Annotated in this window: 26 protein-coding genes and 7 pseudogenes; 23 read left to right on the top strand and 10 right to left on the bottom strand. The window is 61.9% G+C overall.

From position 1 onward, the window contains the following. Positions 1-52 precede the first annotated feature (52 nt). Positions 53-403: a VOC family protein gene (locus tag HMPREF3160_RS07010; RefSeq protein ID WP_035757359.1), complete on the bottom strand. Its 351-nt coding sequence runs from the start codon at positions 401-403 to the stop codon at positions 53-55. A gap of 84 nt (positions 404-487) precedes the next feature. Between HMPREF3160_RS07010 and HMPREF3160_RS07005 the strand changes: the two genes are divergently transcribed. Then, the gene (locus HMPREF3160_RS07005; RefSeq protein ID WP_141739869.1) at positions 488-1,243 is read left to right on the top strand and encodes a TIGR02391 family protein; all 756 of its coding nucleotides are present in this window, start codon (positions 488-490) and stop codon (positions 1,241-1,243) included. 401 nt (positions 1,244-1,644) lie between these two features. Next, positions 1,645-1,959 (top strand): hypothetical protein, encoded by a 315-nt coding sequence (locus tag HMPREF3160_RS10220; RefSeq protein ID WP_256174142.1) that lies wholly within the window; start codon positions 1,645-1,647, stop codon positions 1,957-1,959. An 87-nt stretch (positions 1,960-2,046) separates the two neighbouring features. Here the strand turns inward: HMPREF3160_RS10220 and HMPREF3160_RS06995 are convergent, their stop codons facing one another. Together HMPREF3160_RS06995 and merA are read right to left on the bottom strand one after the other, a co-directional pair. Continuing rightward, positions 2,047-2,397 carry a hypothetical protein gene (locus HMPREF3160_RS06995; protein ID WP_070507789.1) on the bottom strand — a complete coding sequence of 117 codons (351 nt, stop codon included), beginning with the start codon at positions 2,395-2,397 and terminating at the stop codon, positions 2,047-2,049. Then, positions 2,394-3,815: a mercury(II) reductase gene (gene merA, locus HMPREF3160_RS06990; protein ID WP_070507762.1), complete on the bottom strand. Its 1,422-nt coding sequence runs from the start codon at positions 3,813-3,815 to the stop codon at positions 2,394-2,396. The genes HMPREF3160_RS06995 and merA overlap by 4 nt, the downstream gene beginning before the upstream one ends. Before the next feature lie 98 nt (positions 3,816-3,913). Here merA and HMPREF3160_RS06985 point away from each other — a divergent pair, with 98 nt between their 5' ends. Then, a complete protein-coding gene (locus tag HMPREF3160_RS06985; RefSeq protein WP_070507759.1) occupies positions 3,914-4,303 on the top strand; it encodes a heavy metal-responsive transcriptional regulator in 390 nt (129 codons plus the stop codon). Positions 4,304-4,345: 42 nt separating this feature from the next. On the opposite strand, the gene HMPREF3160_RS10340 is transcribed toward HMPREF3160_RS06985, so the two are convergent. Next, positions 4,346-4,474, bottom strand: coding sequence for a monooxygenase (locus HMPREF3160_RS10340; protein WP_232219314.1), 129 nt, complete (start codon positions 4,472-4,474; stop codon positions 4,346-4,348). 69 nt (positions 4,475-4,543) lie between these two features. Between HMPREF3160_RS10340 and HMPREF3160_RS06980 the strand changes: the two are divergent. Together HMPREF3160_RS06980 and HMPREF3160_RS06975 are read left to right on the top strand one after the other, a co-directional pair. After that, positions 4,544-4,993: pseudogene (locus HMPREF3160_RS06980) on the top strand (DUF933 domain-containing protein); the annotation flags it as partial. Positions 4,994-5,121: 128 nt separating this feature from the next. After that, positions 5,122-5,610 carry an HXXEE domain-containing protein gene (locus HMPREF3160_RS06975; RefSeq protein ID WP_052048356.1) on the top strand — a complete coding sequence of 163 codons (489 nt, stop codon included), beginning with the start codon at positions 5,122-5,124 and terminating at the stop codon, positions 5,608-5,610. A 350-nt stretch (positions 5,611-5,960) separates the two neighbouring features. Here HMPREF3160_RS06975 and HMPREF3160_RS06970 read toward each other — a convergent pair whose 3' ends face one another. Together HMPREF3160_RS06970 and HMPREF3160_RS06965 are read right to left on the bottom strand one after the other, a co-directional pair. Further along, on the bottom strand, positions 5,961-7,853 hold the full coding sequence (locus HMPREF3160_RS06970) for a heavy metal translocating P-type ATPase (RefSeq protein ID WP_070507757.1): 1,893 nt from the start codon (positions 7,851-7,853) through the stop codon (positions 5,961-5,963). After that, a complete protein-coding gene (locus HMPREF3160_RS06965) occupies positions 7,850-8,209 on the bottom strand; it encodes a Cd(II)/Pb(II)-sensing metalloregulatory transcriptional regulator CmtR (RefSeq protein ID WP_070507756.1) in 360 nt (119 codons plus the stop codon). Before HMPREF3160_RS06965 ends, HMPREF3160_RS06970 begins: the two co-directional genes overlap by 4 nt. A 344-nt stretch (positions 8,210-8,553) precedes the next feature. Between HMPREF3160_RS06965 and HMPREF3160_RS10215 the strand changes: the two genes are divergently transcribed. Next, on the top strand, positions 8,554-8,766 hold the full coding sequence (locus HMPREF3160_RS10215; RefSeq protein ID WP_232219261.1) for a recombinase family protein: 213 nt from the start codon (positions 8,554-8,556) through the stop codon (positions 8,764-8,766). Between the two features lie 349 nt (positions 8,767-9,115). Continuing rightward, entirely contained in the window at positions 9,116-9,970 is an 855-nt protein-coding gene (gene erm / locus HMPREF3160_RS06960) for a 23S ribosomal RNA methyltransferase Erm (RefSeq protein ID WP_065422277.1), read from the top strand. Positions 9,971-10,072: 102 nt separating this feature from the next. Here the strand turns inward: erm and HMPREF3160_RS10095 are convergent, their stop codons facing one another. The 3 genes and pseudogenes from HMPREF3160_RS10095 to HMPREF3160_RS06945 form a co-directional block, all read right to left on the bottom strand. Further along, positions 10,073-10,447, bottom strand: a complete 375-nt coding sequence (locus tag HMPREF3160_RS10095) for a type IIL restriction-modification enzyme MmeI (protein WP_332253768.1) — start codon at positions 10,445-10,447, stop codon at positions 10,073-10,075. A 397-nt stretch (positions 10,448-10,844) separates the two neighbouring features. Next, a pseudogene (locus HMPREF3160_RS06950) lies at positions 10,845-11,915 on the bottom strand (multicopper oxidase family protein); the annotation flags it as partial. A 31-nt stretch (positions 11,916-11,946) separates the two neighbouring features. After that, positions 11,947-12,522: a CueP family metal-binding protein gene (locus HMPREF3160_RS06945; RefSeq protein WP_070507754.1), complete on the bottom strand. Its 576-nt coding sequence runs from the start codon at positions 12,520-12,522 to the stop codon at positions 11,947-11,949. Between the two features lie 403 nt (positions 12,523-12,925). Between HMPREF3160_RS06945 and HMPREF3160_RS06940 the strand changes: the two are divergent. The 8 genes and pseudogenes from HMPREF3160_RS06940 (at position 12,926) to HMPREF3160_RS06895 (ending at position 19,162) form a co-directional block, all read left to right on the top strand. Beyond that, a pseudogene (locus HMPREF3160_RS06940) lies at positions 12,926-13,647 on the top strand (response regulator transcription factor). Beyond that, positions 13,644-14,353, top strand: a pseudogene (locus HMPREF3160_RS06935) (sensor histidine kinase). The pseudogenes HMPREF3160_RS06940 and HMPREF3160_RS06935 overlap by 4 nt, the downstream one beginning before the upstream one ends. Positions 14,354-14,467: 114 nt before the next feature. After that, complete coding sequence (locus tag HMPREF3160_RS06930; RefSeq protein WP_070507752.1) at positions 14,468-14,794, top strand: heavy-metal-associated domain-containing protein; 327 nt, start codon at positions 14,468-14,470, stop codon at positions 14,792-14,794. 51 nt (positions 14,795-14,845) lie between these two features. After that, positions 14,846-17,080 carry a copper-translocating P-type ATPase gene (locus HMPREF3160_RS06920; protein ID WP_083285521.1) on the top strand — a complete coding sequence of 745 codons (2,235 nt, stop codon included), beginning with the start codon at positions 14,846-14,848 and terminating at the stop codon, positions 17,078-17,080. Positions 17,081-17,127: 47 nt separating this feature from the next. Continuing rightward, positions 17,128-17,781, top strand: a pseudogene (locus HMPREF3160_RS09705) (DUF305 domain-containing protein). A gap of 507 nt (positions 17,782-18,288) precedes the next feature. After that, positions 18,289-18,570 (top strand): type II toxin-antitoxin system RelE/ParE family toxin, encoded by a 282-nt coding sequence (locus tag HMPREF3160_RS06905; protein WP_070490992.1) that lies wholly within the window; start codon positions 18,289-18,291, stop codon positions 18,568-18,570. 8 nt (positions 18,571-18,578) lie between these two features. Then, complete coding sequence (locus HMPREF3160_RS06900; protein WP_070490990.1) at positions 18,579-18,878, top strand: HigA family addiction module antitoxin; 300 nt, start codon at positions 18,579-18,581, stop codon at positions 18,876-18,878. Beyond that, positions 18,875-19,162 carry a HigA family addiction module antitoxin gene (locus HMPREF3160_RS06895; protein ID WP_070507747.1) on the top strand — a complete coding sequence of 96 codons (288 nt, stop codon included), beginning with the start codon at positions 18,875-18,877 and terminating at the stop codon, positions 19,160-19,162. The genes HMPREF3160_RS06900 and HMPREF3160_RS06895 overlap by 4 nt, the downstream gene beginning before the upstream one ends. 105 nt (positions 19,163-19,267) lie before the next feature. Here HMPREF3160_RS06895 and HMPREF3160_RS06890 read toward each other — a convergent pair whose 3' ends face one another. After that, entirely contained in the window at positions 19,268-19,513 is a 246-nt protein-coding gene (locus tag HMPREF3160_RS06890) for a ribbon-helix-helix domain-containing protein (RefSeq protein ID WP_035755593.1), read from the bottom strand. Positions 19,514-19,648: 135 nt separating this feature from the next. Between HMPREF3160_RS06890 and HMPREF3160_RS06885 the strand changes: the two genes are divergently transcribed. The 8 genes and pseudogenes from HMPREF3160_RS06885 to HMPREF3160_RS10330 form a co-directional block, all read left to right on the top strand. Further along, positions 19,649-19,882 carry a FitA-like ribbon-helix-helix domain-containing protein gene (locus tag HMPREF3160_RS06885; RefSeq protein WP_070507745.1) on the top strand — a complete coding sequence of 78 codons (234 nt, stop codon included), beginning with the start codon at positions 19,649-19,651 and terminating at the stop codon, positions 19,880-19,882. Positions 19,883-19,931: 49 nt separating this feature from the next. Beyond that, positions 19,932-20,483, top strand: coding sequence for a GNAT family N-acetyltransferase (locus HMPREF3160_RS06880; protein ID WP_070507743.1), 552 nt, complete (start codon positions 19,932-19,934; stop codon positions 20,481-20,483). Positions 20,484-20,902: 419 nt separating this feature from the next. Then, positions 20,903-21,220 (top strand): Abi family protein, encoded by a 318-nt coding sequence (locus HMPREF3160_RS06875; RefSeq protein ID WP_070507741.1) that lies wholly within the window; start codon positions 20,903-20,905, stop codon positions 21,218-21,220. A gap of 244 nt (positions 21,221-21,464) precedes the next feature. Next, on the top strand, positions 21,465-21,725 hold the full coding sequence (locus HMPREF3160_RS06870) for a type II toxin-antitoxin system Phd/YefM family antitoxin (RefSeq protein WP_035755507.1): 261 nt from the start codon (positions 21,465-21,467) through the stop codon (positions 21,723-21,725). After that, positions 21,726-21,980, top strand: coding sequence for a Txe/YoeB family addiction module toxin (locus tag HMPREF3160_RS06865; protein WP_035755506.1), 255 nt, complete (start codon positions 21,726-21,728; stop codon positions 21,978-21,980). A 480-nt stretch (positions 21,981-22,460) separates the two neighbouring features. Continuing rightward, positions 22,461-22,613 (top strand): transposase, encoded by a 153-nt coding sequence (locus tag HMPREF3160_RS09880; protein WP_141739868.1) that lies wholly within the window; start codon positions 22,461-22,463, stop codon positions 22,611-22,613. Then, positions 22,614-22,763: pseudogene (locus HMPREF3160_RS10335) on the top strand (transposase); the annotation flags it as partial. Positions 22,764-22,802: 39 nt separating this feature from the next. Continuing rightward, positions 22,803-22,976: pseudogene (locus HMPREF3160_RS10330) on the top strand (transposase); the annotation flags it as partial. Positions 22,977-23,078 lie beyond the last annotated feature (102 nt).

The raw sequence follows: 23,078 nt of genomic DNA, 5'->3' as shown, positions 1-23,078 counted from the left end.
GGAATACATTATGCAGGACGGCGACGTCGTTGAATTTAGGTTCAATGTGTAGCTAGGCCTTGGGTCTGCCCACACAGAACTCGTTGCCCTCTGGGTCCTGCATGATGGTCCACACCAATCCCGGTGCTTCGTGGGTGTCTAGTTCGGCAGCGCCCAAGCCTTTGAGACGCTCTACTAAGGTTTCTCGCTCCGACGTGCCAACGTCGATATGCATGCGGTTCTTGCCAGGCGTGGGATCCTCGACGCGCTGAAACCCTAGCGCCGGGGTCGAATCAACCATCACGAAATCGCCGTAATCCGCGACGATTTCGCAGCCGGTTGCGGCGGACCAAAACTTGGCGAGCTTTGAGGGATCGTGGCAGTCGAAGGTGATCTGGCGGATCGTGAAGTTGGGATCGCTCATGGTTTCCATTGTGGGCGCGCGACAGCGCGCCTGCAACAATGCGGGGTGTTTCTGGTTGGGGTATCAGACCAGTTCTCTCCGGCCGTGTCAGCCCCATACGTCATAATGGAGGCATGGCCGAGCTGGACCCCGAGTGGGGCGATCAATGAGATAGACACGTTCCTGCAAGTCACAGCGAAGGTAGTCCCCGACATGGGCCCGGGCATCGCCTACCTTGGAACCGTTATGAGCGGATCGCCGACTGAGGCTGCGGCACGCGCCCATGTCGTTGAAGTGATCCTTGACCGAGTGCTTCCCGGGTGGAGACAAGGACTCCCGGTCCAGGACAAGGAGTATAGCTGGCTGAGGAGTCAAGCGGCTCGGGCCAAGACAGCGCTTGAACGTCGGTCTGAACTCGCTGAAAAGCTCGGAGAGAACACACCAGACTTAGACGCAGCCAATCTGCATCCGTGGGCGTGGGAAAATGGCAAGGGTTACTGGAATCATGGGCACTACCATCAAGGAGTGATGCAGGCTGCCATCCGCGTCAATGCAGAGACCCAAGCGAAACTGAACCGCCTAGACATATCTGAAACAGCACTTTTCAACGAGGCGTTTTCACTCCACGATCCGAAGCGTAATGTGCCGCGCCTTCGGCTTATGGAAAATGATGGCAGTAGGACGTTTGAGAACCTGCATCGGGGCGCCCGCGCCTTTGCAGAGGGCTTGTACGCGGCTATCCGCAATCCCGGGATGCATGTTCCACACGACGGTGGTGAGGAGCAAGTCGCGTTGGAGCAGTTCGCGGCTTTCAGTCTATTGGCTCGCTGGGTTGATGGGGCTACCGTCCTGGAGGGGTGACTACATCGGTTTACGGAATAGCAGTCCGCTTGAGCGAAGGATGTGGGGAGCACGAACGTCTGTGATGAGGGTGCCGGGTGCTCAGTCGGCAAGGCCGTCCAGGACCATCGCCATAGTTGTGTGCAAGGTTAACGCCAGCGACTGGGCTGGGTCCAAGAATGAATCTCGCACACGTTAAACAGCGACGACACTCCGTCGAGTTCAAGTTCAACGTGTAGTGCTTAACCTCTGCGATGAACTCTTTGATCCCGGGACGTGATGAGGACTGGGGCTATTGTGCTCCCCCGAACGCTACGGCCCGGGGGCACGAGGCTGTGTCGCAGGTGCAAGCGAGAGGACCAGGAGCGAAACACAGACCGCTGAGTCGACGCAGTCACGGTAAAGACGGAGCCGTCTAGGCGGTGCTCGAGGTTGCGCGAGATACGGTGACGCTGGGCGTCGGTAAGCGATGCGCATTCGGCGACATCGATGGAAAGCTGGACTTTGCCGTCCGTCGTGTTGACGCCCTGGCCGCCTGGAGTCGACGATTTCGCGAAACGCTCCGCGAGATCGGCGGCGATGACCGCACTGTCGGGGATCCCCGGGCCGGGCGCTATGGTCATGTCGTTCATGCCGCCCAGCCTAGGTGCCCACAACCCTTTCTCGTCTCGGCGGAAGCGGAGACCGCGTCGCGACGGCCGGGATCCAGCCTCAGTATTATCCTCGTCACCGGTTGATTCGAACGCTTTTTGCTCCTCCTTCTCCCGTCGGGCTTCGATTTCAGCGGCCTCCGCAGGTGGCAGTGATCGCTGGATCCGCTCGAACTACCGGTTCCGATCAGCGGTCGAAGGATTTTCGCAGCAGCCGGACCTGCGGCGCCGGTGCCGCCGCCGTAGCCTGACGAGCATCCCCGCCATGACGGCCATCACGACGGCGGTCCCGGCACCGATGATCCAGGGATTACCGAGGAGCCCACCGACGCCTGCGAGTGCTCCGCCCGCCGCGATGAACGGCAGGCCGCAGCAGAGCAGCGACGGAAGTGCGCAGCATGCCAGCAAGAGCAGCCCGGTCACTGCAGCGACGACGGGACTGGCGCGCCGTTCGTCGCGGTCCTGATCGGCGCTCATCGTCTGCTTCAGGATGAGATCTCCCCGATTGCCTGCGTTGCCGTTCATGCGCAGCACGACAGCAGCGACGGGTCGGTGGTGAAGGCCTTCGCGGCGATCCGGATGCCCTCGGCCATGGTCAGGTAGGGGGCCCAGGCGTTGGCGACCTCGGCGACGGTCCTGCCGAGCACGTGGACGCCTGCGGCGGCGAGCTCGCCGGCGTCCTTGGCGACGGCGGTGATGCCGAGAATCTTCCCGGTGTCGGCGTCCACGACGATCTTGATGAACCCGCGGGTGTCGCGGTTGACCAGTGCGCGGGGCACGTGGTGCAGCGGCAGGACGCGGCAGTCGCAGCGGATCCCGGCGGCGAGGACGTCCTTCTCGGTCATCCCGACCGCGCCGATCGCGGGCCCGGTGAACGTCACCCGCGGCAGGCGGGCGTAGTCGACGGACCGGTCGGCGTCGGCGAACGCGTTCTCAGCGACGAGGGTGCCGTGGTGGGCGGCGACGTAGACGAACTCGGGGTGCCCGGTCACGTCGCCCGCGGCCCAGACCCGCGGGTTCGAGGACTGCAGCCGGTCGGAGACGACCACCTCGCCGGAGTCTCCGGTATTCACCCCGACCGCATCGAGGTTCAGGCCATCGGTGACGGGACGGCGTCCGAGGGCGAGGAGCACCTGGTCGGCGCGGAACTCCTGCGAGCCGCCGGACACGGCGGCGGTCACGACGGCCTCGCCTCCCGTGCCGCGGGAGACCCGGGTGGGCACTGCGCGGCTGACGACGCGGATGCCCTCGTCGGCGAGCACCTCCTGGAGCGCCTTCGACACCTCCGGCTCCTCCTTCGAGGCGAGCCGGGACCGCACGAGCAGCGTGACCTGCGAGCCGAGGCGGGCGAACAGCTGCGCCTGCTCCAGGGCGACGTAGCCGCCGCCGAGCACCAGCAGCGACTCGGGGACCTCCGTCAGCTCCATCGCCGTGGTCGAGGTCAGGTATCCGGTCTCGTCCAGGCCGTCGATCGGCGGTGCCCACGGGCGAGAACCAGTCGCGACCAGGTAGTGCGCGGCCTCGATGGTCTCGACGCTTCCGTCGGCTCCGGCAACATCGAGAACCGGCGCATCAGGGGTGCCCACGAACGAGGCGTCGCCGCGGAGGACCTGCCAGCCGTAGGAGTCGGCGACGTCGGCGTACTTCTCGCCGCGCAGCGACTCCACCAACGCTTGCTTCCCAGCGATCAGCGCGGGCATGTCGACGGGATCCGCCGTCGTCGCGATCCCGGGGAACCGGGTTGCGGCGTCGACGGCGACGTGCCGCGCGCCGGACGCGGCGATGAGCGCCTTCGACGGGACGCAGCCCGTGTTCACGCAGGTGCCGCCGAGCGTCCCGCGCTCGATCATCACCACCGACTTCCCGAGCGTGCTGGCGCGGATCGCAGCGGCGAACGCGCCGCCTCCCGATCCGATGATGGCGAGATCGTACTTCGTAGGCATCGCTGCTCCTGTCAATTCTTGGCTTTCTGCGCTGTCTCAGCCATACTGGACCTTCCAGTGCAGGGGAAGGTCAAGCGCGGCCACGGAGGGAGACAGCATTGCGGATCGGAGAACTCGCCGAGCGGGCGGGAACGACGGCGAAGACGCTGCGGTTCTACGAGGAGCAGGGCCTGTTGCCGCCGGCCGAGCGCACGCCGTCCGGATACCGCGACTACGCGCCCGAGACGGCCGCCCGGATCGACTTCGTCCACCGCGGCCAGGCCGCGGGCCTCACCCTCGCCCAGATCCGCCAGATCCTCGAAATCCGCGACGGCGGCGCTGCTCCCTGCGAGCACGTGCGCGACCTCCTCGACGCGCGCCTCGCCGAGATCAAGCAGCAGATCGCCCAGCTCACAGCGCTCCGAGACACCATCGCCGAGCTCAGGCACGACGCCGCGCAGCCCGACCCCGACTCGTGCAGCGCGGACCAGGTCTGCCGGTACCTGTAAACGGCAGAGCCGTTCGCGCCAACGCCACGACCCCGACATGCGCTAGCGCATGTCGATGACCCCGGTGCCCACCTCGATGTGATTGGTGGTGGCCGCGACAGCACCCAGCAGCGGCATCGGGGCGGAGGCCCGCGGCACGAAGTGGTGGACACGGAAGGGCGCGTTGTTCACGCCGATTTCGTCCGCGGCCTGGGCGACCTCCAGATGAGTCTTGGCGATCTTTTCCGCAGATGGCCCGCGCTGGCCGACGGAGCCATGCAGGCGAAGATGCGCGAACTCGTAGCGCCAGCCGAGGCGATTTTCCTCGATGTGAAGTTCGAAGCTGAACTCATTGAGGTTGATGAGGATGATGCGGCAGAGATGCTCGCTGACGCTGGCATTGAGGAGTCTGGTCTGGAGTAGCTTGCGAAGGCTGGCTATGAGGCGCTTGGTTTGCAGTCGTATTTGACGGCGGGCCCGAAGGAGACGCGTGCGTGGACGATCAAGCAGGGTGCTACCGCGCCTGAGGCAGCTGGCGTGATTCACACGGATTTCCAGCGTGGATTCATCCGTGCCGAGGTTGTTTCGTTCGACGACCTGGTCGCGGCGGGCTCGATGCAGGCCGCGAAGGCCGCGGGCCGTGTGCGTCTTGAAGGCAAGGAATACATTATGCAGGACGGCGACGTCGTCGAATTTAGATTTAACGTTTAGTCGAGTTCCGGTTGGACCTCACGGTTGCATGGCCTCAAACACTCTGTCGGCTGTGAAATGATGCTGGTGGGCGTGTGCGTCTGCCAGCAGATTCATCGTAGTTGCATTCGTGAGGGAAAGGCTGAATTGTGAGTTGGAAGGGGCCGACTGCGCTTTTTGCGGCGTGGGTAATCCACGACCTCGAAGAGGCGTTCGCGTTTCCTGCATCCTGCGATCGTCTCGCGGATCGAACTGGTATAGAACAACTCAGAATCACGCCGCAGCAATCGTGGATCGCCGTGGGGCTGATGGGAATGCTGGTGGCGGCGGCGTGTGGCCGCGGCGTGCGCTCTACCGGTAAGTCGGCGACCTATCGGGCAGTCGTCGCCGGGCTGGAAGCCCACGTCGTGACTCACCTCGGCGGTTCAGTCGCGCAGCGTGGTTACACCGCCGGTGTTGCGACGGCGTTGCCGATCATGCTCCCCGGGGCACTCATGGCGCGTCGAGAACTTCAGCGGGACGGGTGCGAGCTGCGGTTCCGTGACACGGTCAACGGCGTCGCATTGCTCCTGCCCGCCGCCCTAGTATGCCAGGTGGTAGCACGACTGATCCGTCGGGTGTCCGCGGTCAAGAACTGACCGGAAAAGCAAAAAACGGCATGTCGTGCGAGGTTGGTATCCACGGCGACGTGGTCGAGTTCAAGTTCAACGTTTAACGCGAGGCGTTAATGACGTTTCGCGTTATTGGGGGGAGGAGGTTGAAGAGCGCTGTCTCTAACTCCGGTTTTCGTTCGGCCTCGGCCCATTCCGCTACCTCGTGTGAAGAATCTGCAAGTGGTATCGGGCCGTTGAACTATTAGGTTCACCCACAGTTTCCGTGCCTGCACGCATCGAGAAGGACCAGGTGGTGAACTCGAATGACTCGCCTGGTCCAACGTGTGTGTGCTCGGCGCGTGGTTTAACCCTTATAAGACTTGCCGGTCACAGCCTCAGCGTTTCGCTCGTGCAGCCCGCAGGCCGTTCAAGATCACGATGACTTCGGCGACCTCGTGAACCAACACGACGGCGGCCAGGCCCAGCACACCACTGATCGCCAGTGGCATCAACACGATGATGATGACCAGAGACAGCACGATGTTCTGGTTGATGATCCTGCTGCCTCGGCGGGCGTGCTGCAGCGCCTGCGGGATCAGCCGGAGGTCGTGGCCGGTGAAGGCGACGTCAGCGGACTCGATCGCGGCGTCGGAGCCGGACGCTCCCATCGCGATGCCCACCGTAGCGCCCGCCAGTGCCGGCGCGTCGTTGATGCCGTCGCCGATCATCGCCGTCGGCGTCTTGGATGAGAGTTCGGCGACGATGCTTGCCTTGTCCTCCGGGCGAAGCTCGGCGCGCACGTCGTCGATTCCGGCGATTTCAGCCAGCGCCCGGGCGGTGCGAGTGTTGTCACCGGTGAGCATGCTTACTTCCACGTCGTTGGCGTGCAGGGTCTGCACGGCCTCGGGCACCTCGGGCCGCAGCTCGTCGCGGACCCCGATCGCCCCGGCAAGGGCGTCATCGACGGTGACAAGGACGCAGGTCTGGCCCTCGGACTCCATGCGCTCAACGTCTGCCTTTAGTGGCCCGGCGTCGACCCACCGGGGGCTGCCCACCAGGACCCGTCGACCTTCGACGGTGCCGCTGATGCCATGTCCGGCTTCCTCGCTGATGTCCTGGGCGGCGGGCGCTTCGGGTCCCGCCGCCGCGATCGCCGCGGCGAGGGGGTGCGTTGATTGTTGCTCAACTGCCGCGGCGAAAGCAAGCACCTGCGCCCGATTGAATCCGTCTGCCGGGACCACGCCGGTAACCTCAGGCTGGTTGCGGGTGAGGGTTCCGGTCTTGTCCACCGCCAGGTGACGGATGCCGCCGAGCCGCTCGAACGCCGCGCCGGACTTGATGACCACGCCAAACTGGCTGGCCGCGCCGATCGCGGCCACGACCGTCAGCGGCACGGAGATTGCCAGCGCGCACGGCGACGCTGCGACCAGGACCACCAGCGCTCGGGTGATCCACGTCTCGGGGTCGCTCAGCAGCGAGCCGATCACGCCGACCAGCACAGCCAGGATCATCACTCCGGGCACGAGGGGTCGGGCAATCCGGTCGGCGATCCGGGCGCGGTCGCCCTTTTCCGCCTGCGCCTGCTCGACCAGCTCCACGAGTGTGGTCAGTGAATTGTCCGTTCCAGCTGCGGTCGTCTCGACCTCCAGCGAACCGGCTGAGTTGATCGCTCCCGCGGGCACCTCGTCGCCGGGTGCGACCTCCTCCGGAATGGATTCTCCGGTGATCGCTGAGGTGTCAAGGCTGGAACGTCCAGACCGAATGATGCCGTCCGTGGCGATCCGCTCCCCGGGGCGCACGAGCATCAGCTCGCCAACCACGAGGTCCTTCGCTGCGACCTCGACCGTCGTGCCGTCGCGCAGCACCGTCGCGGTCTGCGGTACCAACTTCAACAATGCCCGCAGTCCGCCCTGGGCCCGGTCCATTGCCTTGTCTTCCAGTGCCTCGGCGATTGAGTACAGGAACGCTAGCGCCGTGGCCTCTCCGACGAAGCCGAGGATTACCGCGCCAACCGCGCTGATCGTCATCAGCAAACCAATGCCGAGCTTGCGCTTCGTGACAAGGTTCCGGATCGCTCCAGGTGCGAACGTGTATGCGCCCAGCAACAGGCCGAGCCAGAACAGTATCGTCGCGGGTGTCTCCAGCCCGGACCAGTCCAGCGCTAGGCCTATGCCGAGGGCTACGCCGGAGAAGATCGGTAGCAGCAGCTCGGGGTCCTTCCACCATGGCCGATCGAGCTCTTCGATCTCCTTGGCGGTTTCGTATTCACATCCACATGCCGAGCTCATGCGTCCGCTCCTTTCACGCCGCATCCGGGCACCGAGCACTCAGGGTCGATGCACCGGGCGTTTTCGTCGACAGCCAACGTCGCGTTCACCAGCGCGTCGAGCGCTGCCGCGAGGTGCGGATCGGCGATTTCGTAGCGAGTCTTGCGGCCCTCTGGTTCGGCGACGATGATGCCGCAGTCGCGCAAGCAGGTCAGATGGTTCGATACGTTCGAGCGGGTCAGGTCCAGGTCGCGCGCAAGCACAGCTGGGTAGCTCGGGCCGTCGAGTAGGGTCATCAGGATTCGGGAGCGCGTCGGATCGGCCATAGCCCGGCCGAGCCGGTTCATGACGTCGAGGCGTGAAACAATGGTCAGCATGTGCTGAACAATACATCGTGTGCTGAACTATTCAAAATGCGCTGAACTGACAGTTACGCGAAGGTCCTGCGACCTGCAAGAATTAGTCGATGGGATAGCAGATGACTGATCCTTTGTGGTTCGGCTGCCACCCAACGCGGGAGCGACGTGGGCGGCGAGGTTCTCGAGAAAGTAACTTTGCAACTACATACCGTCGAGTTTAAGTTCAATGTGTAGCTAAGGGCCTTATTAATAGCGTTTGACAACACGCGCTCCTATTTACCTTCGTATCTCACGAGACGCTGACGTGGATGGCCTCACCATCGACCGGCAGCGTCAGGACTGTGAAGCCATTGCAAAGCAGCGTGGCTTGCACGTTGGACATAGGACATAACTACGTCGATCAGTCCATTTCCGCGTCAAAGAAGAATGTGGCTCGCCCCGACTACGACGCCATGGTGGCGTCCTTTGAACGCGGCGAAATCGACGCGATCATCTGCTGGGACCTCGAACTACCCGCCCCACGTCGGTGGATAGTCCGATCGGTCGGACAAAATTACTCCCGCACCACAGCGTAATCAGGGGTGCACCTTAAAAACATCCGGAGGTGGGGGTAACTCCCCCTCGTTGCCCAGAGACAAAATACGCCAGTGGCGTCTGTACGACGAGCCGAAAGTAGGACAAATTCCAATCCAGAGAGGTCTTGCACTGTTGCGGTGCGGTTGTCTTCTTTCTCACCGTATTGGACCCTGCGAAATTAATTGGATACGATAGGCCCATGTTGATTTCAGGTTCCGTTTTCATGCGGCCGCTCACCAGCCGCTAAGGCGGTTTTCTCCCTCCCGCAGGTTAGAAACCGCTCCGGTCCTTTAGCCGGGCGGCCATTTGCCATGCCCGGCTTCGTTTCAACTCCACGGAGCACACCTGATGTCTACATACGGATACGGCCGTCACGAACATGGCCAAAATTTTCTCACAGACCACAAGATCATCAACTCCATCGTCGATCTTGTAAAACAATCCTCTGGCCCCATCATTGAGATCGGGCCAGGAAGCGGTGCCCTCACTCACCCGCTATCCCGCTTGGGGAGGCCAATAACGGCAGTTGAGGTAGACGCAAAACTAGCTGCCAAACTCACAAAAAAGACCGCCTCGGCGTCGGTCGAAGTGGTCCATGATGATTTCCTTAACTTCCCGTTACCCGCCACTCCCTGCGTCATTGTGGGAAACATTCCCTTTCACCTCACTACTGCCATTCTTCGAAAGTTGTTGCATGCGCCGGCATGGACTGACGCTGTACTCCTCATGCAGTGGGAAGTCGCTCGCCGCCGGGCCGGGGTAGGCGCAAGCACAATGATGACGGCTCAGTGGTCCCCATGGTTCACATTTCACCTTGGTTCCCGAGTACCAAGGTCTGCTTTCCGGCCACAGCCAAACGTTGACGGGGGGATCTTAGTGATCCGCCGGGTGGGTGACCCGAAGATCCCGATAGAGCAGCGCAAAGCCTTTCAGGCGATGGTGCACACCGTTTTCACCGCCCGGGGACGCGGGATAGGGGAAATTCTCCGAAGGGCAGGGTTGTTTTCATCACGTTCAGAGACACAATCATGGTTGCGCTCGCGAGGAATCGACCCCGCAACCCTACCTCCCAGATTGCGCACCAGCGACTGGATCGATCTCTTCCAGGTGACTGGTTTCTCTCCACCGCGCCATCGGCCCATTTCACAATCGGGAAGTAGTCAACGCCCTCCTCAACGGAAAAAACGAGGCCGGCGGCGGTAATCCCCCCACCACCAAAACCGAAATCCACCAGTAGTAGTGAACGACCCATGCTCGTCTACCGTGAGCCGCGTTATGACAGTGACGTGTTCTCGTCGGGCACAGTCATAGTTCCCGGCGTTGCCAGCGACAGGGTTCTACACCCGGCAGCGGGCCGATCAAAATCACCCGCACGGGGAACGACCCTGCTGGTGGTTTCGATTTTGATGAAAGCGAGGAGACATAGCCCCTCGCCAACTCCCCGTAGCTGGCGAACAGTAGCTCCTGGCGGTGGCGCTCGTTGGTGAGTTTGCGTGCCGCACCGAAAGCCTTATCGACTTCCTGGTCCAAGTTGTTGTGAGCCTTGAGCAGAATTGGGTCCATCGATAACGGGTTGTAGTGCTCCGCGAGTGACCGCCGGGGGTGCCGCTCGCGTGCCCGCAGCACCAACTGTCCAGCGTCGATGATTCGCTGCTGCGCCTTCTCATCTAGTTCACACAGAGCTGGTCCGCAGTTGTAGCTCCCGATGTACTCCGAAAAACGGAAAAAATAAATAGCGGGGATACATCAACCTTCCACTTTCCATTCTTCCGGCTCAGAGTATTGAGGGGTCTGGGACCGGGTCCGTAAACCCTTTATGTTTTCCGCGCACAGCGGTTTTTAGCGACGCGCCCTATAGGTTTTCCGCAGAACCTATATGTGTTTCTGTGCACCCCATATGTTGTCTGTTTTAGCGGTATTTCGTTGTTAATTCCGCACGCGCGCATCAAATGGTTAGTTATCGCCGACACTCCGTGGAGTTCAAGTTCAACGTAACCTAAGGCGCGCTAGTGTTAGTCGTATAACAACACGTGCTGCCATTTACCTTCGCATCTCGCTCGATACCCTGCTGTGGGGGTTACTCGTAGCGAAGCGAGCTGAGCATCCCGGTTTCCATGTGATAGGCGTTATGGCAGTGAAATGCCCACTCACCGGGGTTGTCAGCGATCAGGTCGGCGATCATGGTTTCACCGTGGCGGAGAAGGACGGTGTCCTTGCGTAGTCCGCCGCTGCCGGGCAGCGCCCACGTGTGGCCGTGGATGTGCATGGGGTGGGGCATCATGGTCCTGTTGCGCATGACCATCCGCAGGCGCTGGCCCTCCTGCACGGTCGCGGAGGAGGATTGGCCGTCGGTGAGAATGCTCCATTCATACGGCATCATCTGCCCGCCCAGGTCGATGCTGACTTCTCGGTCTGGTGTGTCCTCGGGTAGGAGTGCACGGTCTGCTGGCTTCAGGGAGGACAGGAGCAGTCCGGTGGACGACAACTCGGGGAAGTCGACATCGGGGTGGGGGGCCTGGCCGCCGGCGGTGCGGATGACGGCGAAGGCGCGGTCGTCCTTACCCACCGCCAAAGCCGTGAGCGGGAAGATGCCGTCGCCGAGGATGACCTCGACGTCGACACGCTCGCCCATCGACAGGTAGATCGATTCGGTCTCCCGGGGCTGGACGGGGAAGCCGTCGGTGTGGGTGACGGTCATGCGGTGACCACCGAGGGCCACCTTGAAGATGGTGTCACCGCCGGAGTTGATAAACCGCAGGCGGGCCTTGTCGCCCGGGCGAGCCTCGAAGGTCCGGTGAGCACGGGGGATACGTCCGTTGATGAGGTAGTGCGGATACATCACATCGCCGACATCCCCGCCCAGTACCCGGTCCGGGGTGCCGTGCATCATCTGGCCGTGACCTCCCATTCCCATACCCCCGTTATGGTCGCCCGAACCCATTCCGGTGAGCTTGTCGAGCTCATCGTCGGGAGTGCCCTGAATGCAATTGACCCAGTCGTCGAGCACGATGGCCCACTCGACGTCCTGGTCTTCAGCGTCTTGCGGGTCACGGATGATCAGTGGGGCGTGGAGGCCGCGATCAAGCTGCAGGCCGGTGTGGGAATGGTAGAAGTAGGTGCCACCGTGGGGGACTTCAGTGACACGGGAGACAGGCGCAGGCGAGGACCCTGCTGAGCTATCACGTCAGGCGCAGGTCTGTGTAACAGGTAGCACCGTCGTCGGTGGTGGAAAACTCCGTGGTGCCGGTACGCCCCTGGTAGCTGACCTCAATCAGGCCGGTGACATCATCGGGAAGCCAGAAGCCAATAAACCCGTTGTCGAAGGTGGTTGTCGCCTCGTCCACCAGCACCTCACCGGTCGCCTCATCGGTGATCGTGACCTGGATATCCTTATTGTCGAGTTCCCCCTGGCAGGTCGTGAGGCTGTGGTAGAAGCAGTCGTGGGTGGAGTTGAGATAGGGTGCGATCGAGACATACGTCTGATTGTCGGGAAGATCGACCACGACTTCCTGGTCACCGCTCGAGAGCAGCAGTTCATCGGCACGTACTGAGGCGATCAGATCTGTGGGACGCTCAGTGACCTTCTGCCGGTCGAGGCGATCAATGATCTCCACCGCGTCCATGTCGGCCAGGCCATGGGTAGTCAGGAATGTATCTTGGGACACCGTCCCGTCGGCCGTGGGTTCCGGGTCGGCGGCCGAACACCCCGTGAGGGCGAGGGCAAGGGCGGCGGCTGCGATCGCTGCTCGTTTCACGTCAATCTCCTTGGACCGTGGTAACTCTGTGAGAAGACACCGCCTCAAGGTCGGTGCCATACCTTTATCTTGCACGGGCGCCTGACGGAGTAGAAATCAAAAACCCTGCTCACAGCCTTATAACAGGGTGAAAAGGGGATGAGTTCGGTGGGCTGGGTCACCACCGGGACACCACTCCACAGCCGTGGGCGATGTCCTTCTACCCGCCTCAGGTATGCGGTGCAGGCAATGAAATCCCTGGTGGCGCCTGCTGAACCGACGAGGAGAGGCGATGCCGCCGGCCCGGGGTGGGGCACAGGGGTGACGGCGGTTGAAGGGTGATGTTTGAAGATTTGATTGAAGATTTCCCCGCCGGGCACTGAGCGAGGGTGGTATTCCCCTGCCCCGAGCGATACTGGGGTCTATGGCTGACCGCACACCGACCACCGCCACGCCCCTGGGGCGGGTGCTGGTCGTCGATGATGAACAACCCCTGGCTCAGATGGTGGCCTCCTACCTCATCCGGGCCGGCTTCGATACCCGCCAGGCGCACACCGGCACCCAGGCCGTGGACGAGGCCCGTCGCTTTCCCCCGATGTTGTGGTGCTGGATCTGGGGCTGCCCGAACTCGACGGTCTGGAGGTATGCCGACGGATCCGCACCTTCTCGGACTGCTACATCCTCATGCTCATCGCGCGTGGCAGCGAGGACGACAAGATCAGCGCTTTGACCCTGGGGGCGGATGACTACATCACCAAACCTTTTAGCATCCGGGAACTGGTCACCCGGGTGCATGCGGTGTAGCGCCGCCCGCGCACCAGCACCACCCCACCGCAGGTGACCACCCCCTTGATCGTTGGTGACCTCATCCTTGACCCCGTTGCCCATCAGGTGCGGGTGGGGGAGAGGACCGTGGAGCTCACCCGCACGGAGTTCGAGCTGCTGGTTGCCCTGGCCCTGCGCCCCGGCCAGGCGCTGACCCGCCACGATCTGGTCACCGAGGTCTGGGACACCACCTGGGTCGGTGATGAACGCATCGTCGATGTCCACATCGGCAACTTGCGTCGCAAGCTCGGCACCGACACCCGGGGTCGGGGGTTTATCGACACCGTGCGTGGCGTGGGCTACCGGGTGGGGCAGGCATGAATCACGGACCCGGCCTGACCTTCCGCTTCCTGGTCGCCCAGGTGTTGGTCGTGGTGATTAGCCTGCTGGTGGCCGCGGCCGTGGCCACGACGGTGGGCCCGACCCTGTTCCATGATCATATGTTGATGGCCGGCCGGGAGGACCCCTCGCTGGAGCTATTCCATGCCGAGCAGGCCCCGAGGTCGCCACCCTGGCGCATGCCTTCAACACCATGGCCGACCGGCTGGAACACACCGAACAGGTCCGCCGCCAGATGCTCTCTGATCTGGCCCACGAAATGGGCACCCCCTTATCGGTGCTCACGGTCTACCTCGATGGTCTCCAGGACGGGGTCGTGGACCGGCAACGCTTCGGCCAGGTGATGAGCAATCTCCTGTCGAACGCGCTACGGCACACCCCGGCCGGCGGGCAGGTCCGGATCAGCGTCCACCGTCAGGGGGCGTCCACCGCGCTCATCCACGTCGCCGATGACGGCGAGGGCATCCCACCTGGCCAGCTCGGACACATCTTCGAACGCTTCTACCGGGGGGATGCCGCCCGCAGCCGGGACAACGGCGGGTCCGGTATCGGTCTGACCATCTCCAAGGCATTGATCGAGGCCCACGGCGGCACTCTCACCGCCACCTCCCCCGGACCCGGTCGCGGAGCGGTGTTTGCCCTCCGCCTCCCGCTGTCCCCTCCCGACAGTGAGGAGGATGCTCGGTGACCACACCCTGCCCCGCCTTAGGGCCGTGCCCTCCACTCCTTGAAAAAATACCCCAGGGGGGTATACGCTAGGGAGTGGCATCGCCGCATCCCACCGACCCGTAGGAGCTTTCCCATGATCACCTCCCCGCCCCGCCTCTTGCCGATGGCCAACCACGGCTGCAGCTGTTGCGGACCTGCCTCAGACGCCGGCACCGCCTCCATCCCTGCCGCCAGCGACTCGTCAGCAGGAGGGGCCTCCCCTAGCTACCAGGTCACTGGCCTGACCTGCGGGCACTGCGCGAAAAGCGTGACCCAGGCCCTTCAGGCCCTCCCCCAGGTTGACGACGTCCAGGTTGATCTCGCTGCTGGTGGTGTTTCCACCGTCACGGTCACCGGTGTCGTACCTCCGGAGATGGTTCGCCGGACCATCGAGGAGGCCGGCTACACCGTCTTATCCTGATCGGTTTTACCCATCATCTCGACCCTGACCGGGTTGAGCGGAAGGAACGTCATGAGCACTCCCCACCATTCCGGTGATCACCATGGTGATCACCCCGCTCCGGAAATAGACCACACCCACCACCCGGATCATGCCAGGCACGAACACCACGCAGATGCCGACACCCACAGCCAGGCGATGCCCCACGATCACCCGCACTCCGCCCTGGATGAAGACCACCACGTTCATGGTCACGGCGAACACGCCGGACACAGCACCGCAATGTTTCGGGACCGCTTCTGGTGGTCGCTGTTTCTGTCCATTCCCGTCGTTATTTTCAGCCCCATGGTCGCCCACCTGCTCGGCTACCACCTCCCGGCATTCCCTGGATCCATTTGGATCCCCCCGGTGCTGGGCACGATCATCTTCGTCTACGGCGGAACGCCTTTCCTCAAGGGCGGATGGAAAGAACTGAAATCCCGCCAACCCGGGATGATGCTTCTGATCGCCATGGCCATCACCGTGGCGTTTGTTGCCTCCTGGGTCACCACTCTGGGGCTGGGCGGTTTTGAGCTGGACTTCTGGTGGGAGCTGGCTCTGCTGGTGACCATCATGCTACTGGGCCACTGGCTGGAGATGCGCGCTCTCGGGGCCGCGTCCTCAGCGCTTGACGCGCTGGCTGCTCTGCTGCCGGATGAGGCCGAGAAAGTCATCGACGGGACCACCCGCACCGTGGCCATCTCCGAGCTGGTCGTCGACGACGTCGTGTTGGTGAGGGCCGGTGCCCGGGTGCCGGCCGACGGAACCATCCTCGACGGAGCCGCCGAATTCGATGAGGCGATGATCACCGGCGAATCCCGTCCCGTCTTCCGCGACACCGGTGACAAGGTGGTCGCCGGTACCGTGGCCACCGACAACACCGTCCGCATCCGGGTGGAGGCTACCGGCGGGGACACCGCCCTGGCCGGGATCCAACGCATGGTTGCCGATGCCCAGGAGTCCTCCTCCCGGGCCCAGGCCCTGGCGGATCGGGCGGCGGCGTTGTTGTTCTGGTTCGCGCTGATCTCCGCTCTGATCACCGCGGTGGTGTGGACCATCATCGGCAGCCCGGACGATGCCGTGGTGCGCACGGTCACGGTGCTGGTCATCGCTTGTCCGCACGCCCTGGGCCTGGCGATTCCGCTGGTCATTGCGATCTCCAGCGAGCGGGCCGCGAAAGCCGGGGTGCTCATCAAGGACCGAATGACGCTCGAGCGGATGCGCACCATCGACGTGGTGCTCTTCGACAAAACCGGCACCCTGACCGAGGGTGCGCACGCGGTCACCGGTGTCGCGGCAGCTGTCGGCGTCACCGAGGGCGAGTTGCTGGCCCTGGCCGCCGCCGCGGAGGCCGACAGCGAGCACCCCGTGGCCCGCGCCATCGTGGAGGCCGCGGCCGCCCACCCCGAGGCCTCCCGTCGGCGAATCCGTGCAACTGGTTTCAGCGCCGCCTCCGGTCGAGGGGTCCGGGCCACTGTCGATGGCGCTGAGATCCTCGTGGGAGGGCCGAACATGCTGCGCGAGTTCAACCTCACCATCCCGGCCGAGCTCACCGACACCACCAGCGCCTGGACCGGGCGTGGGGCTGGTGTGCTCCATATTGTCCGCGACGGTCAGATCATCGGTGCGGTGGCCGTCGAGGACAAGATCCGCCCCGAATCCCACGCCGCCGTGAAAGCCTTGCAGGACCGCGGGGTGAAAGTTGCAATGATCACCGGCGACGCCCAGCAGGTGGCCCACGCGGTCGGTCAGGTCTTAGGCATTGATGAGGTCTTCGCCGAGGTCCTGCCACAGGACAAAGACACCAAGGTCACGCAGTTGCAGGACCGAGGTTTGAGCGTGGCCATGGTCGGCGACGGTGTCAATGACGCACCCGCTCTGACCCGCGCGGAGGTCGGTATCGCCATCGGTGCCGGCACGGATGTGGCCATGGAATCTGCCGGGGTGGTCCTAGCCAGTGATGACCCGCGGGCAGTGCTGTCGATGATTGAGCTGTCCCAGGCCAGCTACCGCAAGATGATCCAGAACCTGATCTGGGCCTCTGGCTACAACATCCTCGCCGTGCCGCTGGCCGCCGGAGTGCTCGCCTCGATCGGGTTCGTGCTGTCCCCGGCCGTGGGCGCGATCTTGATGTCTGCCTCGACCATCGTGGTGGCCCTGAACGCCCAACTGTTGCGCCGCATTGATCTGGATCCGGCTCACCTGGCTCCGACCGAGTCGAAGGAGGAACACACCACGCCCACTCCGGCATCCACCGCCGTCCACTGATCCACTACTTCTCTCCACTGCCCCCATATACCCTGAAAGGCTCCACGATGAAGCGCACCCTTGTTCTTTCCGCTCTCGCCGTGGCCTCCACCCTGGCGCTGGCCGCCTGCGGTGAGGCCACCGAGTCAGGCAACACCGACGCCACCACCTCGGCCACCAGCACTGCGACGACTACCGCTGAGACGACCGAGACCACCACGGCGACGACTGAGGCGGACAGGGAGATCTCCGCCGATCACAACGACGCGGACATCATGTTTGCCCAGATGATGATCCCTCATCACCAGCAGGCCGTGGAGATGAGTGAAATCCTCCTGGCCAAGGACGATATCCCGGCCGAGGTCATCGAGTTCGCCCAGGGTGTTATCGATGCCCAGGGCCCGGAGATCGACCGGATGAATTACATGCTCGAGACCTAGGAAGAAGATCCGGTCACCGGTGATATGGGTGAGATGGACCATGGCGGGATGAGTGGAATGATGAGCGAGGAGGACATGACAGCCCTCGAGGACGCCAAGGGCACCGAGGCTGCCCGGCTCTACCTTGAGCAGATGACCGCCCACCATGAGGGTGCGGTCGATATGGCCCGCGATGAGGTCACTGATGGCCAGAACCCGCAGGCCATCGCTTTGGCTGAGCAGGTCATTGAAGATCAGGAGGCCGAGATCGCCCAGATGCAGCAGATGCTCACTGACCTATGACAGGTCCCCGTCTTTTTCTGATCCCGAGGACAGGAATCTGAAAAAGAGGGATAACCGTGACGATTGCCACCTGCTGCGGGCGATGGGTCGTTATCACCGCAGCGGGTGCACCGGGATGGATGTTTCTTCTCCCTCTGGTCGCACCACTGAGGAAAGGGGAAAGCTCCTGTGTCCAGACCCTTGGAGGACTACGCATTATTGTCCGATACTCACATGGCCGCCCTGGTTTGCCGGCAGGGCAGCATTAATGTTGGGGGTGGGGGCGTTCCCCGAGTAGTGGACACGGCGTTGGTGTCAGTTAGGCAACGAGGCCTGCGGTAGCAGCCGTCGTCGCGGTCTCGAAGGCCGTACTGTGATCCTAGCTATCGCTTTTTACTTCTTGTATCTACTCAATCTCTAGCAGCTTCTGCTGTATGTCCATAGGGTAAGGGTATTTAGCAACGACACGTCGTGGACTTCCGGTTTAACGTGTAGCGTTATTGACGCTTTGCGTTATAAACTGACTTCGTGATCAGATCTTTCGGTGACCGTGACACGGAGCTTGTGTGGTTGCGTGAAGCGGCGCCTCGGATAGATCCGCGGATTCATAAGTCCGCGAACAGGAAGCTACATCTGCTCGATGCTGCGGTGTCTCTTAACTCGCTTCGCGTTCCGCCGGGGAACCGGCTTGAAGCGTTGAAGGGTGACCGTAAGGGTCAGTACAGCATTCGTATCAACAGTCAGTGGCGGATCTGCTTCGTGTGGACCGAGGCTGGCCCGGAGAATGTGATCATCGAGGACTATCACTGAGGAGCATTATGACTGAGAAGCTTTACGCTCCGATTCACCCTGGCGAGGTTCTGAAGGAGGACTTCATTGAGGGCTTCGGGATCACGCAGCATAAGCTCGCTGTGTCTATCGATGTTCCTCCGAGACGGATCAACGAGATCGTGCACGGCAAGCGCGCCATCACTGCTGATACGGCATTGCGTCTGGGGCGTTATTTCGGAGTGGAACCGCAGTTCTGGCTCAATCTTCAGAGCCGTTATGAGCTTGAGATGGCGCAGGAGCGTGTGGCCGATCAGATAACTAAGATCACGCCCCTGCAAGTCGCGTGATCAAGCCGATCCACCCAGGAGAGATCCTGATGGAGGACTTCATCCAAGGTTTCGGGATCACGCAGCATAAGGTCGCTGTGTCTATCGGTGTTCCTCCGAGGCGGATCAACGAGATCGTGCATGGCAAGCGAGGTATCACTGCAGATATGGCGATACGGCTGGCGCGGTATTTCGGGACGTCCGAGGAGTTTTGGATGAATCTTCAGTCGAACTACGAGCTACGGTTGCAGCGTCGCGCTCTGAAGAACACTGTCGCTAGTATTTCTCCGTTGCAGGTTGCGTGACCAACCGCAGGGTCCATTGCCCCGATGGTATCTCGAGCGTGGTAGCTGACCTTGGTTCAGTTCTGGTTTGATCCCGTGTTTTGTGGCGCTTGAGCGAACTTCCATTTAGACGGCATTCCGTAAAGCTTCTCGGATTGCCTGGGACCTCGACCATCCGTGAGTGGCCGCGTATTTATCCAGGTCTGAAATTTCGCTGGGTGAAAGGCGAATGGAGATAACTTTAGCCGCATTTTCGTGGCGAGGTTTCCTGCCTCGACGGCGAAGCGTCTCCACATCGTAGCCGTCCTCGGCTTCCGCTACCCACTCATCGATTTGTTCTTCGCTAACCTGTTGCCCATTAATCGTCCTCATACCCTTAATCGTAATACGGAATTGAGTGTGGCGGCCAGCGAGACGTCGCTTCTTCAGCATCAGTCGCCTCGCTTCTTTCTTTCCATGGTGCCCCATTCACGCCAGGACTGTTGATAGTAAAAGGGGGTGGCACTGATGGCATCTATTATCGGGCGTGGTCTCGATGACCACGTGAAGCAACAGCTCGCCTCTCAGGCGAAAGCGAACGGACGCTCCATGGAAGCCGAGGTTCGTGACATTCTGACCAAAGCGGCGCTGAGGCCCACCATCGACATGGCCCTTCTGAGCATGGCGCGGGACGTAGGTGGAGTGGATGAGCTTCCGGTTCCTGCGCGAGATGGTATCGCACGAGCTGTGGACTTCGAATGATCGTCCTCGACACCAGCGGCAAACTCGTAGACCTGTGGAAGGTGGAAGTGTGAAGCGTCATTCGATCGAGATCATCGCCCACCAAGAGCTCACTGAAGCCGATCTGCGTGGGCTTCGGCAACTCTTCGACAGCGAATATCTCGAGGAGTTCGGGGAGTGGGATCCACAGCAGCCCTACGGCTATGCGCCACACGATGTCCACATCATGGCGTGGAACGAAGGTCGCGTCATCGGCCACGTGGGATGGGCGCGCCGCGAGATCGCTGTCGGCACCCAGATCCTCGCGATCGCGGGAGTCGGCGGTGTTCTGATCTCCGCTGACGCACGAGGGACGCGTCTCGGGAGCGAACTCATGAGCTGGGCAGCGCAGTCGATGCGCGATGGCGGCCGCGTCGCGTTCGGTTACTTGGGGTGTCGAGAGCAGGTCGTCCCGTTCTACGCGTCATGCGGGTGGAAAAAGATCCGTGCGCGCGAGAGGTCGGTCGGGTGTGATGGCGAACCCGTCGAGCAAGAGCCAGGCCCGCCGATCCTTGTCCTGCCCATCGCCCCATTCGAGATGTGGCCCGATGGAGACATCGACCTGCGCGGACGGGCTTGGTAGCCGCTGACTGCAGGTGGTTCTCAGTGCCGGAGCACGGTGGACTTCCGGTTTAACGTGTAGTTGCTGGAGGCAAGAGATGAACTGTGGTTCTTAGTGCCATCGACCGGAGTCACATAACAAGTTTTGCGGCGTGTGTGGCCTTCCTGCGTCAGGTAGGTCAGGTAATACGGCGAACAAGGGAGGAGAGCAGGTTTACAGCTGCCTGTATCAAGCGGAGCACGATGTCGTAGTCAACCCGACGCCAGACGCTCCGCCGTCGCTGGGTTCCAGCTGTTCGGGGGGCTTGATCTGAAACATGTGCGAAGTGTACACTCGGATCAATACGACAGACTTGTTTCTCGCGATGAGAGGCAAGTCTGTTCTCTTTTCTACTCCTGCCCGGAGTCGTTGAACTCGGGGAACACCAGGATGGTGGGTACATGACAGATCCGCACAGCACCTATGCGAAACCGTTCTTGATAGTCCCTGAACAGGTACGCCGGCTACGCGAGCGCGGCATGGACTGCGGTGACGATGCGTATGCGGCACAGATCCTGGAGCGATACGGATACTATCGGCTCTCGGGCTATCGGCATATTTACCGTGATCGTCCTGTGCCACCTGCGTGGCAATTCAGTGATGATGGCCGTGAGATCCGCTTAGATACCTTCGCTCCCGGAACCAGCCTCGCACATGTATTGCGCTATACGAATTCGACCACGAACTGCGCACCCGGCTCGGTGACGTTCTCAGCATGATCGTGAATGCATTCCGATTCTTTATTGATCACCGGCTCGGCAGGGTAGATAAGTCCGGGCACGGCAAACCGGAAGCACTAGGTGCGGTGCAAGATCCATGGCCGGGCAGACATCTCTCACGGGATCCTGCAAAAGGAATGCTCATGCTGTCGAACTCTGTACGGTACGGCGGCACGCTACGCACACCGGCAGTGACTGGTACCGTTAAGCTGTACCATTCATTCCATCGAGGGAGGTCCTCAATATGTCTATCAGTGCAAGCGAGGCACGCAAGAGACTTTTTCCCTTGATCGAGCAGGTCAATGAAGACCGCGACGCTATAGAAATTGTTTCCCGCAAAGGGAACGCCATCCTGATGCCAGCCGACGAGTATGCAGCCTGGCAAGAAACTGCCTACCTGTTCCGTTCACCGGCCAATGCTCGCCGATTGCTTGATGCATATGAACGAGCCCGCAGTGGAAAAGTCGAAGTTCATGAACTGGATCGTACAGACGAGGAGCACTGAGTGCGTCTGGTCTGGGACGAATCGGCGTGGGAGGACTACAAACACTGGCAGATAGCCGACCGGCAGATCTTGAAACGCATCAATAAACTTATTGACGCTTGCCTGCGTGCCCCATTCACCGGGATTGGCAAGCCCGAACAGCTGAAGTACGGAGCGCAGGGTTCATGGTCGCGTCGCATAACCAGCGAGCAGCGACTGGTCTACCTTGTGGATGGCGAGGAACTTATCATCCTTCAGGCCCGATATCACTACTGATCGGCCGGCCACTTGGAATGCCTACACAGCCAGAGTGGCGATTGCCGAGTACCGACACCATGCCCACACCGGACCGAACTTTGCGCCCATCGGAACGTCTTTACTGATGGTTCCGTGGGAAAATCATGTTGCGTTCCAATAAGCCGGTGCGGTTGCACCAGGGAGCGCGCCGTGCAGGCACAAGACTCAAGGCAGATGCCCCATGACTGACATCGAGAACAAACCGGTGACAGTTGTCATCGAAGCCACACTACGCGAACCCCTAGACTACTGTCCCGACTACGGCACTGAAGGCCGCCTGCGTGACGATGTCATCCGTCGCCTGACGGATGTCCCGATCACCGGCCACTCGACCCGCCTGCCCCGCTACCAGTGTGTCCGCCCCCGTGTCGGCGCTCGATCTTCCAGCACCAGCTCGATGCCGCACGATCCCCCGTCTACGCCGATCCCGCGCATCTGGCCGGGGTCCGTGTCCTGGGTATGGATGAGCACAGCTGGAAACACGTGCGCGGACACGGTGAGGACTCCTTCGCGACGATCTTCCTCGACCTGACTCCACTGATCGATGGGACCGGTCGAGCCCGTCTGTTGGATGTGAAAGGCGGACGTTCCACGAATGTCGTGACCACGTGACTGCAGGAACGCTCCCAAGCATTCCGTACCGAGGTCAGGGTCGTCACGATGGGCGGATTCGCCGGCTACCACACCGCCACCACGAAGGCGCTACCGGACGCGGTACCGGTGATGGATCCGTTCCATGTCGTCCAGCTCGCCAGGCGGAAGCTCACGCAGGCAGTGGTCAACCTGTTGCGCAGAGATCTGCCGGCAGGGCTGGACGAGCTTGCTCAGTTGGGGCGGACGTTGTGGCGGAAACGGGCTCACGTGCTGGCGTACTTCGATCGCGGTGGCGCGTCGAACGGTTCGGTCGAAGCGATCAACGGACGCTTCGAGCACCTGCGCGGTATCGGGCTGGGGTTCAGGAACTTCGGGCACTAAGCGCTGCGCTGCCTGCTCCACTCCGGGCACCTATCAGCCCGACTCAACGCACTCTAAAACCGGAAGAGTGGGTAAAGTGAGGGGAGGGTCAGCAGGCACCAG

The organism is Arthrobacter sp. HMSC06H05 (assembly GCF_001807395.1).
Lineage (GTDB): Bacteria > Actinomycetota > Actinomycetes > Actinomycetales > Micrococcaceae > Pseudoglutamicibacter > Pseudoglutamicibacter albus.
Note: the sequence above shows the minus strand (reverse complement) of the source record. Positions and strands in the feature narration are given on the sequence as shown.